This is a genomic window from Staphylococcus saccharolyticus, from assembly GCF_900458815.1.
GTDB classification, from domain to species: Bacteria; Bacillota; Bacilli; order Staphylococcales; family Staphylococcaceae; genus Staphylococcus; species Staphylococcus saccharolyticus.
On sequence record NZ_UHDZ01000001.1, the window covers coordinates 628,197 to 644,972 of the forward strand.

A 16,776-nucleotide genomic window follows, 5' to 3' on the forward strand; every position below is an offset into this window, starting at 1 on the left:
CTTAACGTATAGGCAGTCGATGACAGAATTGAAAATGCGATTGTCCTTAGTTTTTTAATATTAGTTTCCTCTTACAAGAGACAATAATGGTTACAATGTGGATGTTTTATTTTTAATAATAATTGATTGTAGTGATGGATAATGAAAAAGATTAAAGCTGAAACACTCTCAGACATGCAAAATTATAAATTACTTAGTTATTTTTGGAGTTGCATTAGCGATATTTATCATTGCATCTATAAGTGTAGCTATTTTTGAAAATTATTTTACTACTTTAGAAAACATGTAAACTATTATTAAAATATTAAGTGTTGACGTTATTACAAATATCTTGTAACGTTAAACATAATTCAATAACTTATCAAGAGAAGTGGAGGGACTGGCCCAAAGAAGCTTCGGCAACATTGTATCATGTGCCAATTCCAGTAACCGTGAAGGTTAGAAGATAAGGTTAAACACGATGTTAACTGAGGCTGGGGCATGAATAGGTGTCTCAGCATTTGTTAATTAAACACTGTGGTTATTTTAAGTGTCTCAATCACTTTTATTTTGGAAAGTAGGTTAAATAATGGAGAAAATAAAGAAAGGCAATGCATGGGCATTACTACCATTACTTTTATTTGTAATACTATTTCTTGGTGTAGGCATCGTTACTGGAGATTTTACTAATATGCCTTTAAATGTTGCTATTACAATAACTGTTATAGTTGCCTTATTGATGAATAGAAAAGAATCATTCGCTAAAAAGGTTGAAGTTTTTACTAAAGGTGCCGGACATTCAAATATAATACTAATGATGCTCATTTTTATCTTAGCAGGTGCTTTTTCTACTACTGTAGAAAAAATGGGTGGTGTGTCTTCAACTGTTAATCTAGGACTATCCCTTATTCCACAAAACTTAATCATTGTTGGTTTATTTGTGACATGTATGTTTGTTTCGATATCAATGGGGACATCGGTAGGTACTGTAGCGGCCATCGCGCCAGTTGGATTTGGTTTTGCACAAGCAACAGACGTTCCTACAGCATTAGCGATGGCAACAGTTGTTGGGGGAGCAATGTTTGGTGATAATTTATCTATGATTTCTGATACAACTATTGCAGCTGTGAGAACGCAAAAAACTAAAATGGGTGATAAGTTTAGAGTCAACTTTAAAATTGTCTTCCCAGGAGCGATTTTAACCATTTTAATATTATTCTTCTTAACGAATGGGATTTCAATCGACCGTTCTAAACATTATGACTTTAATCTAATTAAAGTGATTCCTTATTTGTTAGTACTTATTCTTGCACTCATAGGCATTAATGTCATTATTGTGCTCATTGGTGGTACAGCACTAGCGGGTATCATTGGTTTAATTGATGGTTCATTTGATTGGAAAGGATTATTAAGCGCCATTTCGAAAGGAATTATAGGAATGGAAGATATTGCTATGATTGCTTTACTTATCGGTGGTTTAGTTGGAATTATCCAACATAATGGTGGTATAGACTGGTTATTGCAATTTGTTCGTTCTAAAGTAAAGTCTAAGCGTGGTGCTGAACTAGGTATTGCTAGTTTAGTGAGCGCTGCAGATATATCGACGGCTAATAATACGATATCAATCATTATGGCGGGTCCTTTAGCTAAAAATATAGCTGATGAATATGATGTTGATCCTAGAAAGTCTGCAAGTATTCTTGATATTTTTGGTGGATGTTTTCAAGGGTTACTACCTTATAGTCCACAAGTAATATCGGCAGCAGGTGTAGCAGGGATTTCTCCATTTTTAATGCTTCCATATAGTATTTATCCAATTTTACTTGGGGTGTGCGGTTTAGTGGCGATTATTTTCAGAGTGCCACGTTTAAAAAATAGCTGACAAACTATATAGGATGAGATGTTTTTTGAATGTATCTTAACTTGAAGAGTCTGGACATCCATCAATGTCTCAGTTATTTTGATATATTGACAATCGCTAACTGAATTGAACTTATGATGATAGCAGGATTTTTAACTATGGTTCAGAGGCAAAGCAACGAGAATTTTATATAGAAATTCAACATACAGTGCACGTTGGGGTACGGAGATGGGACAACGAATTCAATAGTAATTCTATCCCACTCTTATTATTTGAAATATAATATTTAAATTAATTTTAAAGTGCACAAAGTTTGTGACATAGCATAAATACGTTAAAATAATATTAAGAGTGAAAGTAGGTGAAAAATAGTGGCAAAATATAATGTAGAAATCGATATCGAGCGACTGCTTAAATTTACGCCAGAAGTCGTCTATGAAGCATGGACAAAGAAAGACATTCTAAAAGAATGGTTTATGACTACTTTACGCACAAATAAATCATTTGAAGCAGATATTCAAGAAGGCGGGACTTATCGCATTGTTGATAGTAGAAATGGTAAACAAAATGTCATTGAAGGTACATATGAGGAATTAGTCATGGATGAATATATTAAAATGACGATTGGAATGCTAGGATTGAGTGAAGAAGAAGATGTTATAGAAGTTGAATTCTTCGAGCGAGATAATGGTGGAACTCAAATGTTCTTTTACTATCGTTCTTTTGTAGAAAAAGAAAGAAGTTTAACGGCATTAGAGTATAAACAAAAGAAAAAAGAATATCACGATTCGACAGTTCATGGATTTGAATTAATGATTGATCAGATGCAACATGTTCTTGAAGAGCAACGACATAACTAAGTGAAAAGCCAGCTTGTCAAAAATATAAATATATTAATAAGACTGTTAGAAAACTTTTTATTGAGAAGTCATACTTCATTGAATACCTGAACTATATCTTTGGATAAGTTTCACTATCTTTAAAGGGAGCAGTGTAGCTATAGATTTTACTATTAGTAAACGAACTAGATATATGTATAGGTGTGTCGAATACATCATATGACTTTTATGGATAAGATGTACTAATGACCTAAGTAACAGTAAATCTTTAGAGGGTTTATCCACGGTTTATAGCAGCTTTGTGGTAAGAAAGATTTTTCTTACACAAGCTGCTTTTTTAAATTAATTCATTATTTTCTTTACGTTTGTTATATTTTCTTAGGAGTGTTTCAAAAAAGATGTGATAACTGATAAAACTAGAGTAATCTGTTCCATCATTTAAATAAAAGGTATTACTTGAAACATAAATATTGTAGTTAGCTTGTTGTGCGAGAGAATTATCTTTCATAGTAGTGATGGAAATAAAGAATTTTTGTCTTAATTGCAGAAGTTGTGTCACTTCGGTGAGTTGATAGGTCTCACCGGATAATGAAATAATAAAAAATAAATCTTTGGGAACTGTTTTATTTAAGACCATTTTCAATTCATAGACGTCGTGTAATATTATGATATTTTTATGCATAGTTAATAAAATACGTTGCGCTTCCTTTGCTACATTCATTTGAGCTCGACAAGTGCCATATAAATAAATAGTCGTGGCTTCATGCATTTTGTTCGTCAACAGATGATAATCAATACGTTCTAAGTAACTGAAAGTATTTTCAATTTCTTGTTTGAATTGTTCCATTGAGTCAGAGGGGAGTTGCTGTTTTTTATGATTTTCAAATTTTAAAAAGGATTTAAAATCGCTATAACCGTCGAATCCTAGTTTACGAGTGAAACGGTGTATCATCGCGTTTGACGCATGCGTGTGGTGAGCTAATTCTTGAATTTTTATTGTTTGGCATTTTTCAATATGCGTATTAACATAATGTACAATTTGAATGTCATTATCATTTAATTGATTGAAATTAGAATTAACACGCTCATCTAAAATAATTTTTAACACCTTAATACTGTTCCTTGAAAATATTTTCTTTAAATGAAAATATAATCTGATCATACGAAATAGTTTCAAATTACGGCAACGTTATTGTTTATATATAAGCGTTTACTATGTATTGAAATTAAGTTATTAATTATGAGGTTTCTACATTGATATTGTAAATATTGTTCATCAATGAGGCTCGTATATATGGGATGTGGAGGTATAGAAAATGAATGCAATTAAACGTTTCGGTAGCGCAATGATTGTTCCAGTCTTGATGTTTGCCTTCTTTGGTATTGTACTTGGGTTCGCTACACTTTTTAAAAATTTAACAATCATGGGGGAAATAGCTAATCAACATACGTTTTGGTTTAAATTATGGTCAGTCATCAAGTCAGGTGGATGGGTCATCTTTACCCATATGGAAATCGTCTTTATCGTCGGTTTACCACTATCATTAGCAAAAAAAGCACCTGGTCATGCAACACTTGCGGCTCTTATGGGCTATTTAATGTTTAACACTTTTATTAATGCCATTTTAACTCAATGGCCACACACGTTTGGGGCAAGTCTAAAAAAGGTGTAGAAAATGCAACAGGATTAAAAGCAATTGCTGGGATTGAAACGCTAGATACTAATATTTTAGGTGCCATCATTATTTCGAGAATTATTACATGGATACATAATAGATACTATAGTAAACGACTACCTGAGATGTTAGGTGTGTTTCAAGGTTTAACTTTTGTAGTAACAATTTCATTCTTTGTTATGTTACCTATTGCAGCTATCACTTGTGTAGTTTGGCTAACGCTCCAACATGGTATTGCGTCTATACAATATTTTATTGTTGCTTCAGGACATGTAGGTGTATGGTTATATCACTTCCTTGAACGTGTCCTTGTTCCAACAGGATTACATCATTTTATTTACGCGCCTATAGAAGTAGGTCCTGTTGCCGTTAATCATGGTTTAAAAGCTGAGTGGTTACAGCACTTAAATCAATTTGCTGAAAGTAATAAGCCACTGAAAGAACAATTTCCTTATGGTTTCATGTTACAAGGGAATGGCAAGGTTTTCGGATGTCTTGGCATTGCGCTTGCAATGTATGCAACAACGCCTAAAGATAATCGAAAAAAGGTGGCAGCTTTACTTATACCTACCACGCTTACTGCGATTGTTGCAGGTATTACAGAACCTCTGGAATTTACGTTCTTATTCATTGCACCATATTTATTTGTACTACATGCGATTTTAGCTGCAACAATGGATACTTTAAGTATGGCTTTGGTGTTGTTGGGAATATGGGTGGTGGTGTGCTAGATTTTATTGCAACGAACTGGATACCTTTAGGAAAAGAACATTGGTTGACATATGTAGCACAAATGATTATTGGCCTTATCTTTGTCGTCATCTGTTATTTCTTGTTCAGATTTTTAATTTTAAAATTCGATATTCCATTACCAAGACGTAAAAATGATGAAGAAGTAAAATTATTTTCTAAACAAGATTATAATGGTAGAAAAGAAGATAAAACTACACCTTTATTCTTTAAATCTAGTAGAAGTGAATACGAAGATAAAGCAGCATATTACTTAGAAGGTCTTGGTGGTAAAGAAAATATTAAAGACGTAACAAATTGTACAACGCGATTACGCTTAACTGTAAAAGACGAGAGTAAGGTCCAAGAAAATAGCTATTTTACTCGTAATCAAATGGCTCATGGTTTAATAAAAAGTGGTGAGAGTATTCAAGTTGTAGTAGGAATGACTGTTCCACAAGTAAGAGAAGCATTTGAACATTTAGTACATGATGAAAAATAAAAGAATATCAAAAAGGCTCAAGCGGTGAGGAATAGGTCACTACTTGAGCTTTTTAACTTATGATATACGTGCTTTATGTAACATTTTTGCGTGATAACTTGCAGATAAAATGTCAATATTACGTGTAGCTATTGTATGAAGTAATTGAGTGAATACTTCTTGAGGGCATGTTACACTCGCATAATTATTATTAAGTGTGTAATTGACTTCATGATGATTGGCGTACATATTCATGATATCAATGACTTTATCTTTAATAAAAGCATCTTGTAAGCCATCAATGGCTAAGTCAAAACGTTTAGCTGATTGATAAAGTTGCTCTGAATCAAGGAGCTCATCTACACGTTTAGGCGTTAAAATTTGGTAAATGGAATAATTATGAAAACTTAAGAAGCTAATAAGATAAGGTAATTGTTGCTTTGGTAAACTAACCTCTAAGGCAAACACGTTATTTTGTTTGAAAATAGAATATTGAAAGGATTCACAAAAAGTAATGTTTTTACATAAATGAGTGAGTTTTTTTCGCGTTGGGCGAGATTTCAAACCTGCAATATTGATAATGTAGGATTCAAATTTATCAATCAACATGTTATGACCTCCAATCGTTAACATTGTAGTATGTTTCAATATTTTCATATGTACATGATTCGTTACTCGTTTAAATAAATTGTACCACTCTTTTTTTATAGATTCACTAAGACTTTTGAATGAAGTTTAAATTTATTCAATTGTAATACTTTTTTAGCATATGACATAAAATCAGACATTCTAATCAAGATTAAACTGTTCACAGCTTTTTAAAGAAGTAAACAAAACAAGTGATTTCCAATAAAAATATTTACTCTATTAAGTGTTACATGTCAAAATACACCAAATAGTTATATAGTAATATACTCTGTTAGTTTATCATTAATCGTTGTGATTAAATGAATTGTCAATGGAATAATAGTGTTAATTTTACAATCAAAAAATGGTAGATGAATTTTATGTTAATATGAAAAAGAATAGATATAAAAAGGGGATAGTATCATGTACAGAGCAGTAATATTTGATTTTGATGGAACAATCATTGATACAGAAGAACATTTGTTTAATTTAACAAATAAACATTTATATAATCATGGTAAGGAACCAATTTCACTAGAATTTTATAGAGCATCAATAGGTGGAACTGCTTCTTATTTACATCAATATTTGGAAAAGTGGATTGGAGAAAAACATAAGGACGCCATTTATCAAGAACATTACCAAACTAGCGGGAATTTACCAATCATTGATACAATAAAAAATTGATGAAACATCTTAAAAAGTGTCATATTCCTATGGCTATCGTGACAAGTAGCTATAGAAAGAATATTCTTCCAACATTCAGACAATTAGGTTTAGATAACTATATTGATGTTATAGTTGGTAGGGAAGACGTTGAAAATGTTAAACCTGATCCGGATCTTTATTTAACTGCTGTACAAAACCTTAATTATAATCCAACAAATTGCATGGCTATAGAAGATTCAGTTAATGGAGCTACTGCTGCGATTTTAGCTGGCTTAGATGTTATTGTAAATACAAATATCATGACAAAGGAACAAGATTTTTCGTCTATTTAATTAACTGATAAAAATATGTCATTTGAAGATATTAAGTTAAAATTGTTGGAACATTAAAAAGGATATATTGTAATGGGTTATACCATACTGTTTTTTTTTAAGCAGGTCCCATCATTATAAGAATAGGAAATCTTGTATTGGGACCAATATTTAATAAACGAACACCATTTCATGTTCAGGTCCGTTCATTTATTATTGGATCTATGATATATCTTATCTTAGCATTTATAGGTTATTTTTTACTTTTACAAGGTCGTATATAAAAGATTTCAAAGATCGAGTTTTAGAAGCTATATGTGGAAAATGAGATAATAAAACGACGTATTGATATAAGAAGAATGCCCTCAATGAATTTCAATACAAATTCATTGAGGGCTATTTATGTACTATTAATGATTTATATTTCAGAATTCACTCATTAATACACTATGAGGTTAACTTTAGGACTAATGTAACCGCAATTAGTACGATTAAAATTAAATCAATTCCAACCATGATTGTGAAGCGTGTAGATTTTTGTCCTTCGTGTTTGGCCAATACCATAGCTTTGTAGTTTGGGATTAAACTTATGATTAATAATATTATTATGATAATGCCAATAATTAATGTCATGACGTTTTACCTCCATTATTTCTATAAATCAGCTCCCAAACAATACCAACAATGATGCCTAAAATAAATCCACAAATGATACCGATTTGAGTTGTAAAGAAAATAGCACCTAATACTAAACAGACAACAAGTGCAATAGGAATTGTTGTTCCGTAGATTATTTTGCGTTTAGGAGAACTTAATATAGTAAATACGATGATATAAATAATAAAGAATACGACTGTAGCTAGTAGAGTGCGTCCGATTGCAGACATCACTGACGCATGTTTCATTGTTAGATAGTTAAGTATAAAAAATGCAATCATAAAGATTATTGTTATCTTAAATGCACGTTGTATAAGTGTTTTCTTCATCATAGGTCTCCTTTAACTATTTAAAAAAAGTATACCACACTTATTCGACCTTTAAGCAATAAATGAAGGTAATAGGATTATTGGTAAAAACAAGTTTTTGAACTAGGTTAATATACAATCATTAAAGACTTAAGACATCAACAAGTACTTCTACATACCTTTTTATTTAGTAAATTTAACGCAAGATAAATTAAAAAGTTCTATAAATAATTGAATCTTTAGAAAAAATACATTGTAATTATTACTAAAAATCAAAAGGATTGAGACTATATTTTTATAAACGTTTTCACTAAATTTACAAAATTTTGTCAATTTGTAGTATTATTATGGAAATAAGATTATCAAAATTTATATTTTAGGTTTAGAAATGGGGTAATGTTATGCAAAATAATGAGTTACATAGGAGACTAAGTGCTCGTCAAATACAAATGATAGCACTTGGAGGAACAATTGGCGTAGGACTTTTTATGGGAGCGACAAGCACAATTAAGTGTACTGGTCCAACGGTGATATTAGCTTATTTAATTGCAGGACTTTTCTTATTTCTAATTATGAGAGCAAAGCAATGGGGGAAATAATTTATTTAAATCCAACAACTGGATCGTTTGCAACATTTGCTAGTGATTACATACACCCTGCAGCTGGTTATATGACTGCATGGAGTAATATATTTCAATGGGTAGTAGTTGGAATGAGTGAGGTAATAGAAGTAGGTGAATATATGAATTATTGGTACCCTCACTTACCTAACTGGATACCAGGAATTGTAGCTGTCGCGTTGCTAATGGTAGCGAACTTGGCTTCTGTTAAAGCATTTGGGGAATTTGAATTTTGGTATGCGCTTATTAAAGTTGTGACAATTATTTTAATGATCATTGCTGGTTTTGGTTTGATTATATTTGGTATCGACAATGGAGGTCATGCTATTGGGATTTCTAATTTATGGTCTCACGGTGGTTTTATGCCTAATGGTATAGTTGGTTTTTTCTTTTCACTTTCGATTGTTATAGGTTCATACCAAGGAGTTGAACTTATTGGTATTTCAGCTGGAGAAACTAAAAATCCACAAAAAAATATTGTTAAAGCAGTTAATAGTGTTATTTGGAGAATTTTAATTTTCTATATTGGTGCAATTTTTGTTATCGTATCATTTTATCCATGGGATAAGCTAGGAGTTATTGGTAGTCCATTTGTAGCAACTTTTGCTAAAATTGGTATTACATTTGCAGCAGGATTAACTAATTTTGTAGTATTGACAGCAGCGATGTCTGGGTGTAATTCAGGTATATTTAGTTCAAGTCGTATGATTTATATTAGCTAAGCAGGGACAAATGCCTAAAATCTTTGCTAAAGTCATGAGAAATGGCGTCCCATTTTACACTGTATTAGTAGTGTCGGTAGGTATCCTAATTGGAGCATTGTTAAACGTTATTATACCGCTATTCATCAAAGGTTCTGATAGCATGTTTACGTATACAGTGCATCGATTTTACCCGGTATGATTCCTTGGTTTACGATTTTATTTAGACATTTGCGCTTTAGAAAGCTACAACCTGAAGAAGTTAAAAATCATCCATTTAAAATGCCTGTAGGCGCGTTTGCTAATTACTTAACAATCGCTTTCTTGATTTTAGTATTAGTGGGAATGTTAATTAATAAGGAAACTGTAGTCTCTGTGGTTATTGGTATTGTATTGTTAAGTGCAGTGACATTTTATTATTTAATTAGCTATAACAAAAAGGATCATCAAGAAAAAGTACAGAAATGATTTAAAGAAATAATAAATATTTAGCAACATTGATAAAAAAAGCGATTCGTTCATACATTCTTTAAGAAGTGTAAGTATGGCGAATCGCTTTTTCTATTTAAATTAGTGCTTAAACTCTATATTTGATAAATGTTTTCTATAATTATCGAGAGCCATTTTAGATTGTGTAATAAAGTCTAATGAGGGCTGATAGTTGAGTGCAATATAACGATAGTAAAGTATATCTACCGTAAACATTTGTGCAAATAATGAAGTAGTAGCCCCCATACGCATTTCATTTTCATCAGTTTGACCATAAGACAGGATGATATCTGATTTTTTGGCAACGGGATTATCTGAAGTACTTGAGATAGTAACTACAGGAATATGATAATCGGATACAACTTTAGCAATAGAGCGCATTTCACTTTGCATACCATTATTTGTGATGAATACCACGCAATCTTTAGAATTATGTGTTGCAAGCATAGTAGTGAAAATGTGAGTTTCTTGAACCAATTGAATATCCATGCCAATTCGAGATAGCTTTTGATATAAATCAGTTGCTACGACAAATGATGCACCATAGCCATAGATGAATATCGTTTCAGAGCGTTTAAATAAATCGCAAATTTGATCTATGATAGTGTTATCAATCACTTCATTTGCATTATTAAGAACCGCTTTTGAGCGAGAATGTAATTTGTTTTTTAGAGACTCTGTACTTTCATTATCTACAAGTTCGACATTATAGGATGTAGCTTCTTTAGGTAAAAATTTAGATAGCCTTATTTTAAGTTCATGAAAGCCACCTTTAGTCATTTTTTTACTAAAACGAATCACTGATGAAGGGCTCGTTTCTAAGAGTTCAGCAATATCATGAGAATTCATATCGACTACCTTATGAGGTGAGTTGAGAATGTATTGAGCTATCTTTTTTTCGTTTCTAGTTAAATAGGGATATTGGTTGTCAATTTCATTTAATATATTTGGCAATTTAATCACCCATTTGATTAGGATTTCTCATTTCTTTAGTCGTGCCGAAGAAATAAGTGAAAATAAAGCCGCCAGCATATGCTGAAAGCAAGCTTACAATATAACCGAGATACATATTATTTGCAATTAATGGTAGTAATGAGATACCACTTGGTCCTACTGCTGTTGCACCAATGTGACCAATGCCACCTATTACTGCACCACCAATACCGCCACCAATACATGCAGTGAAGAATGGTCGGCCTAAAGGTAGAGTCACGCCGTAAATTAAAGGTTCTCCAATGCCTAAGAATCCAACTGGGAGTGCACCTTTTAATGTGTTACGTAATTTGTTATTTTTACCACATCTGACCCATAATGCGAGAGCTGCACCAACTTGGCCAGCACCTGACATTGCAGCAATAGGTAATAAGTAAGTAGAGCCGGTTTTATTAATTAACTCGATATGAATTGGTGTAAAAATATGGTGAAGACCTAACATGACGAGGGGTAAGAAAAAGGCACCGATAATAAAACCACTAAAAATTCCACCTACACCAATAATCCAGTTAATCACATAAACGAGTCCGTCAGAAACGAAACCAGCAAGTGGCATGATTATAAATATTGTTAGTAATCCAATGAGTAGTAGTGTGATTGTTGGAGTAATAATAATATCCACAGAGTTTGGTATAACTTTATGTAATCTTTTCTCAATTAAACTCATTAACCAAACAGCAAAGATTACTCCGATAATTCCACCTTGACCAGCAGTTAAGTGTTCACCAGTGAAAACATTCATAATTGGATTTTTGTCGGTAATGCCAGTCAATAGTGTTGTACCACCAATAATACCACCTAAACCTGGTGTAGCGCCAAACACTTTAGCAGCATTAATACCTGTAAATATTGCTAAATAGAACAACATACCATCTTTAATAACACCTAATACTGTGACGATTTGTTTAATCCACTCTCCAGAAATCATACCCGCGGTAAGTAAATTATTTAATACTGCAGCAATACCACCAATAAGTCCAGCACCAATAAAAGCAGGAATTAAAGGTATAAAAATATTAGCAATGGATTTTAAAATTCTATTCCACTTACTTTGTTTGCGTTGGCTTTGAAATTGCTGTTTATTTTCACGTGCATGTTCTTCGGCTTGTGCTTTGTAGCTTTTATTTTCAGAGTCTTCTTCTCCTAATGGTGCACCAGATTGTTTAGCCATGTGTTGTGTGACTTTATTAACAATTCCTGGTCCAACTACAACTTGAATACGTTCATCATCGACAACACCTAGCACACCATCGATAGCTTTCAATTCTTCATACTTAACTTTTGAATCGTCATGTACTTTGATACGTACACGAGTCATGCAATGAATAATATTGTCAATATTATTGATACCACCAACTGCGTTAGTAATATCTTTAGCAAGACGTTCTTCTTTACTCATGGAAATTCCTCCCTTAAGAGTTGATGGCTTGCTTAATCACTCCATTATTTTCTTTTAAACGTCGTTTGGCTTCTTCTTTACCTATTGAGCATAAATGCATGACAACAGCTGTTTTAATGTGGTGATCAGCTGTTTCATATAGTTTTAAAGCGTCTTGTTCATCTAAATCACAGATATCTTGGATAATTCGTATAGAACGACTAATCAATTTCTGATTAGTAGGACGTAAATCAACCATTAAGTTGTCATAAACTTTTCCCACACCAATCATTGTCATAGTTGAAATCATATTAAGAATGAGTTTCTGAGCTGTTCCTGATTTTAATCGTGTTGAACCTGTAAGAACTTCTGGTCCAACGTTAATTTCTAAAATATGATTTGCATACTTACTGATTTCACTTTGTGTATTACAAGATAGTGCAACAGTATCTGCGTCAACTTGATTTGCGTAGTGCAATGCTCCTTTAACATATGGCGTACATCCACTTGCAGAAATACCTATTACAATATCTTTGTGGTTGAGGTGAATTTCTTTTAAGTCTTTGGCACCTTGTTTTGAATCATCTTCTGCACCTTCAATTGCTGTAGTCATTGCTTGTTGACCACCTGCGATAATACCGATGACTTCATCTGGAGAAGTATTAAACGTCGGCACACATTCAGCTGCGTCTAAGACACCAAGTCGTCCACTAGTCCCGGCGCCGATGTATATAATGCGACCATTATGATTAAAACGTTTGATAGCATTTTTAATGACTTGTGTTAACTCAGGAATAACATGTTCGATTGCTTTAGGCACAACTTGATCTTCAGCATTCATTGTTTTTAAAGCTTCGTGTATATCAATTTCGTCTAAATGCATGGTTTGAGCGTTACGTGTTTCAGTGGTTAAGTGATTCATTGTCATTCTCCTTCGTATAAGTAAGTTTAAAAGTGTCCCCGGGTTGAATCAGTGCAAGTAGTGGAATATCCTCGCTGTTGATATGAGCAATATAATTAATATGTGGATGACCAGGTAAATCTACTTTAAGCACTTGAATTTCACCTTCATAACGTCCATTCAGTTGATTATCAACAGTGACATCTCCAACGTGTCTATGAGTGGTACCTATAGCACTAATAGTCGTGTCGTTGTATGCTCTAGAAAATTGAGATCTAATTACATTTTCGGGTGAATCAATTCTTGAAGTATGTACCTTTAAGATATTAGAGGAATATGAATCTTCAAGGTAATCCAAGCGTAAAGTGAAATGTCTAGATTTCAACATGTCAGATAATTGAAGAGCAAGATGTTGTGATAAAGCTAAATCACTAATAAGAATGTTAGATACTCCTATTGAATGAAGTTCATGAGCAGCAACTAACGGATGCTTTTTTCGGTGACTTTCAATAGTGGGTAAACCTTTAAATAAAGGACCTCTCAGTTTACTTCCTGGTATAAAAGCACATATTTTTGCATGTTTATCGTATTTTTGAATCAAATCATTTCTATTTTTAATAAATGAAAATGATAATCCTGTATCCGGTCTAGGATAATAATTGTGACAATACAGAAGTTGAGCCTTGAAATCATGTTGATAAATGAGCGCCAACATATCTTCAGTCATTGTACTTGCATTTAAGCAACATTTTAATCCATGGCTTTGGACTTCTTGTATCAAATCAACATTCAATTGGTCATCTATACGTATATAAAATGCCCCATGAGGCAATTGATTTAAATAACTATAAAGTGATTGATTAAGTAGGGAAGGGTTTACATCAATAATGTAGGTTATTTTGTAAGATGATAAAAGTTGACATAATTCTCCCAAATATGCCAGTTGATTATGCTTACTTTCTTCAGGAATTTGTAAGGATGTAAAGACAACATCATACCCCATTGATGCCATTTTTAAGATATAGTCTTTATCCAATTGCTGTCCTAAATATACTGAAAAGCCTAGCATATCAAACGCTCCTTTAACCACTTAATCATATCCGATTATAACGCTATTAGGGAAGGTTTACAATTTGATGTATAGATAAAATATAATAATATTCAAATTAAAAGTAATTAATGGTAAGAATGAAGCACAATTCAAAAATATACAATTTTAATGAGGAATAAGATGTTTATTTTCTTAGAAGTGTGAATGTTTTTTTATTCTAAGTAGTTGCTTGTGCAAAAGGAGTTGAAGTGAATTGATATAGTAAAGGATGTCACCATATTTAATGACTACAAGAGGATTGTTTTTAAGTTGTTCTATAAATAGTACGAAGATAATGCTTCTGAAGTCGTTAAGAAGGGATGATGGGCGTCTATCCATAAACTTTCCTCATTAATAATACGATTAAATGTGTTCAAACTTTCTTCGAATTTGGTATGATGGATTAACGCATAGTATTTTGTGGTTTCACTAATTGAAATGAGACGAACAATTTGTTGTTCAATGTGTAGAGATAATTCTAAATAATTCATAAGACCTCCGGTAATAATTACTAGATAAATAGAATTTGTGAGTAGAAAGGAATCATTACTTTTTACATATTAATACATTTGTTAACAGAGTTAAAAATGGCTGGTTATACGTAAAAAATCACTAGTTATTTTTAATTATAGTTTTTTTAGTTACCATAATATTATCTAATGTATATGACCAGTTAATGCAGTTTTTACCAAAGCATCTACAATATTCAGACACCCAAAATGAAATGGAATTAGATAAATTATTTGAAAACCATGCGTTTATACCATTTGCGTTTTTACTCATAGTCATTGTAGGACCAATTGTTGAAGAGTTAGTGTTTAGACACATTATTATAGGTGAATTTAGGAAAGAAGTTTAACTTTGTATTGATGGGAATTGTTTCAGCAGTTTTATTTACTTTAATCCATGTAACTGATGTAAAGTCACCTTTTGAATTTGGCGCGTATCTCATATTAGCTATTTCTTTAGTATATGTTTACTTAAAATCTGATAGAAAATTAGCTGCTTCGTTGAGTTTACATATGTTAAATAACTTAATTTCCTTCATTTGGACAATTATAGTTATATTTTAGAGGTTATTTATAGAGGCTGAAATATAATTAATATTATGTAGGCATGTTAACTTTTTTGTAGTAGCTAACTGATTTGAAATGTGTTTAAATCAACCTTCTTTCAAGTCTAGTCCAGAGCCCCAACACGGAGAATTCCATATAGAAATTCTACAGGCAGAGCAAGTTGGGGTTCGGGGGTGCGAGGCACTGAATTCAGAATGAATGTTGTCTCACCCTATTTTTATATTTTTGTAGCTTTTAAAAACTGTTGATAATTTTCTATTGATATATCTTGAGTTTTTATTGTCTTCTCAAAAGAATAAGAGATATCGTGAATATCTAATATTGATAATTCGCGCGTATGACCGCAACCAATTTCAAATACCACTGCGTACCATTGACCATCTTTATATAATAAACCAATAAAAATAACATTTTCTGCCTGTGTTTGGCCATTTTCAATGTAATCAACGAGCATAACATTTCGCTCAGTGCAGTAAATAAGGATGTCAGAAAATAATTGAGGTAAAGTCGTATTCTTACTATCTTCAAATTTAATATAAAAATCCATTTTTTTTAATAATTTGCGTAATCGAGTTTGTGGCAAACTTAAACATTGTTTAATAATTGCTTGAATCTCAGCATGATAAGGCAAAGTCGAATAGGACTGACTTTCATTGAGTGTTAAGAATAATGCCGACAGTTGACGCTCTGTTAAAGATAACGAGATTTTTGAATGTGCTTCTTTAATTTGATAGCCACCCAATTTACCATGGTGTGCATAAACTTTTACACCTTGTTCCTCTAAATCATCAATATCTCTTAAAATTGTACGTTTTGATACATTAAATTGACTAGCAAGTTGTGAAGCGGTTATTTTATCAGAATTTTGTATAGCCTGGATGATACGATTTTGTCGTTCTAATTTATTCAATAAAAGTCACCTCCATAAACATTACATATTACATTTATTATAACATATAAGCGACAATGATGACATTTTCTAAATGTACCAAACCTAAAAGTGTAAAATTGCTATAAAAAATTTAGAAAACGCTTACAATTTTTGGATCATTATGCTAGTATAATATTTGTAACAGGGGGAGCGATTAGACAAAGGGGTAGAGCTATATAACAGATAGCTGTATAATCGTTCAAGTTACATCAAAACATCTTCAATATTTATTACTTACTTTCCTTTCTATTTGTCGGCTAGTTAATGACTAGCCGATTTTTTATTTTTAAAAATAAAAATTTAAAATCATTACCAATTTAAGAGTCATTCATTTAAAATAATTTTAATAGTTATATATACAATACTTAAAAATGGAAGCTATTTTCAATTAATTAATTTTAAAATTTAAATATCTTTTAAATACTTAACTTTTTATAGGCAAAGTAATACAATTTAAGTA

Annotated in this window: 11 protein-coding genes, 6 pseudogenes and 1 riboswitch; of the genes and pseudogenes, 7 read left to right on the forward strand and 10 right to left on the reverse strand. The window is 32.0% G+C overall.

The genetic code is table 11. The annotated features are described in order from the left end of the window. Positions 1-355: 355 nt before the first annotated feature. Positions 356-452: riboswitch (SAM riboswitch) on the forward strand. A 116-nt stretch (positions 453-568) separates the two neighbouring features. Beyond that, positions 569-1,861: a Na+/H+ antiporter NhaC family protein gene (locus DYE57_RS02810; RefSeq protein ID WP_115312788.1), complete on the forward strand. Its 1,293-nt coding sequence runs from the start codon at positions 569-571 to the stop codon at positions 1,859-1,861. 350 nt (positions 1,862-2,211) lie between these two features. Next, the gene (locus DYE57_RS02815) at positions 2,212-2,700 is read left to right on the forward strand and encodes an SRPBCC family protein (RefSeq protein ID WP_115312789.1); all 489 of its coding nucleotides are present in this window, start codon (positions 2,212-2,214) and stop codon (positions 2,698-2,700) included. A 316-nt stretch (positions 2,701-3,016) separates the two neighbouring features. Here the strand turns inward: DYE57_RS02815 and DYE57_RS02820 are convergent, their stop codons facing one another. Then, entirely contained in the window at positions 3,017-3,778 is a 762-nt protein-coding gene (locus DYE57_RS02820) for a MurR/RpiR family transcriptional regulator (protein ID WP_115314114.1), read from the reverse strand. Between the two features lie 217 nt (positions 3,779-3,995). Here DYE57_RS02820 and DYE57_RS02825 point away from each other — a divergent pair. Beyond that, positions 3,996-5,586 (forward strand): annotated as a pseudogene (locus tag DYE57_RS02825) (alpha-glucoside-specific PTS transporter subunit IIBC). A 57-nt stretch (positions 5,587-5,643) separates the two neighbouring features. Here the strand turns inward: DYE57_RS02825 and DYE57_RS02830 are convergent. Beyond that, positions 5,644-6,174, reverse strand: coding sequence for a hypothetical protein (locus DYE57_RS02830; protein ID WP_115312790.1), 531 nt, complete (start codon positions 6,172-6,174; stop codon positions 5,644-5,646). A gap of 441 nt (positions 6,175-6,615) precedes the next feature. Between DYE57_RS02830 and DYE57_RS02835 the strand changes: the two are divergent. Next, a pseudogene (locus DYE57_RS02835) lies at positions 6,616-7,193 on the forward strand (HAD family hydrolase). Positions 7,194-7,265: 72 nt separating this feature from the next. Beyond that, positions 7,266-7,456 (forward strand): annotated as a pseudogene (locus DYE57_RS12220) (hypothetical protein). Positions 7,457-7,619: 163 nt separating this feature from the next. Here DYE57_RS12220 and DYE57_RS02845 read toward each other — a convergent pair. Continuing rightward, positions 7,620-7,805 (reverse strand): hypothetical protein, encoded by a 186-nt coding sequence (locus DYE57_RS02845; RefSeq protein ID WP_115312791.1) that lies wholly within the window; start codon positions 7,803-7,805, stop codon positions 7,620-7,622. Continuing rightward, positions 7,802-8,158 carry a hypothetical protein gene (locus DYE57_RS02850; protein ID WP_115312792.1) on the reverse strand — a complete coding sequence of 119 codons (357 nt, stop codon included), beginning with the start codon at positions 8,156-8,158 and terminating at the stop codon, positions 7,802-7,804. The genes DYE57_RS02845 and DYE57_RS02850 overlap by 4 nt, the downstream gene beginning before the upstream one ends. A gap of 380 nt (positions 8,159-8,538) precedes the next feature. Between DYE57_RS02850 and DYE57_RS02855 the strand changes: the two are divergent. Beyond that, positions 8,539-9,926 (forward strand): annotated as a pseudogene (locus DYE57_RS02855) (amino acid permease). A 102-nt stretch (positions 9,927-10,028) separates the two neighbouring features. On the opposite strand, the gene DYE57_RS02860 reads toward DYE57_RS02855, so the two are convergent. The 5 genes and pseudogenes from DYE57_RS02860 to DYE57_RS02880 form a co-directional block, all read right to left on the reverse strand. After that, the gene (locus tag DYE57_RS02860) at positions 10,029-10,901 is read right to left on the reverse strand and encodes a MurR/RpiR family transcriptional regulator (protein WP_115312793.1); all 873 of its coding nucleotides are present in this window, start codon (positions 10,899-10,901) and stop codon (positions 10,029-10,031) included. Position 10,902: 1 nt separating this feature from the next. Continuing rightward, positions 10,903-12,339, reverse strand: coding sequence for a PTS transporter subunit EIIC (locus DYE57_RS02865; protein WP_115312794.1), 1,437 nt, complete (start codon positions 12,337-12,339; stop codon positions 10,903-10,905). Positions 12,340-12,352: 13 nt separating this feature from the next. Continuing rightward, complete coding sequence (murQ, locus tag DYE57_RS02870) at positions 12,353-13,240, reverse strand: N-acetylmuramic acid 6-phosphate etherase (RefSeq protein WP_115312795.1); 888 nt, start codon at positions 13,238-13,240, stop codon at positions 12,353-12,355. After that, complete coding sequence (locus DYE57_RS02875) at positions 13,221-14,288, reverse strand: MupG family TIM beta-alpha barrel fold protein (RefSeq protein ID WP_115312796.1); 1,068 nt, start codon at positions 14,286-14,288, stop codon at positions 13,221-13,223. Before DYE57_RS02875 ends, murQ begins: the two co-directional genes overlap by 20 nt. Positions 14,289-14,462: 174 nt before the next feature. Then, positions 14,463-14,800: pseudogene (locus DYE57_RS02880) on the reverse strand (hypothetical protein). 56 nt (positions 14,801-14,856) lie between these two features. On the opposite strand from DYE57_RS02880, the pseudogene DYE57_RS02885 reads away from it, so the two are divergent. Next, positions 14,857-15,382 (forward strand): annotated as a pseudogene (locus tag DYE57_RS02885) (CPBP family intramembrane glutamic endopeptidase); the annotation flags it as partial. Positions 15,383-15,602: 220 nt separating this feature from the next. On the opposite strand, the gene DYE57_RS02890 reads toward DYE57_RS02885, so the two are convergent. Then, entirely contained in the window at positions 15,603-16,295 is a 693-nt protein-coding gene (locus tag DYE57_RS02890; protein WP_115312797.1) for a helix-turn-helix transcriptional regulator, read from the reverse strand. Between the last annotated feature and the right edge of the window lie 481 nt (positions 16,296-16,776).

Excerpts from the sequence above, each read along its gene's own strand:
- DYE57_RS02830 (WP_115312790.1), bottom strand. The coding sequence starts at position 6,174 with ATGTTGATTGATAAATTTGAATCCTACATTATCAATATTGCAGGTTTG.
- DYE57_RS02845 (WP_115312791.1), bottom strand. The coding sequence starts at position 7,805 with ATGACATTAATTATTGGCATTATCATAATAATATTATTAATCATAAGT.
- DYE57_RS02850 (WP_115312792.1), bottom strand. The coding sequence starts at position 8,158 with ATGAAGAAAACACTTATACAACGTGCATTTAAGATAACAATAATCTTT.
- murQ (WP_115312795.1), bottom strand. The coding sequence starts at position 13,240 with ATGAATCACTTAACCACTGAAACACGTAACGCTCAAACCATGCATTTA.
- DYE57_RS02865 (WP_115312794.1), bottom strand. The coding sequence starts at position 12,339 with ATGAGTAAAGAAGAACGTCTTGCTAAAGATATTACTAACGCAGTTGGT.
- DYE57_RS02875 (WP_115312796.1), bottom strand. The coding sequence starts at position 14,288 with ATGCTAGGCTTTTCAGTATATTTAGGACAGCAATTGGATAAAGACTAT.
- DYE57_RS02810 (WP_115312788.1), top strand. The coding sequence starts at position 569 with ATGGAGAAAATAAAGAAAGGCAATGCATGGGCATTACTACCATTACTT.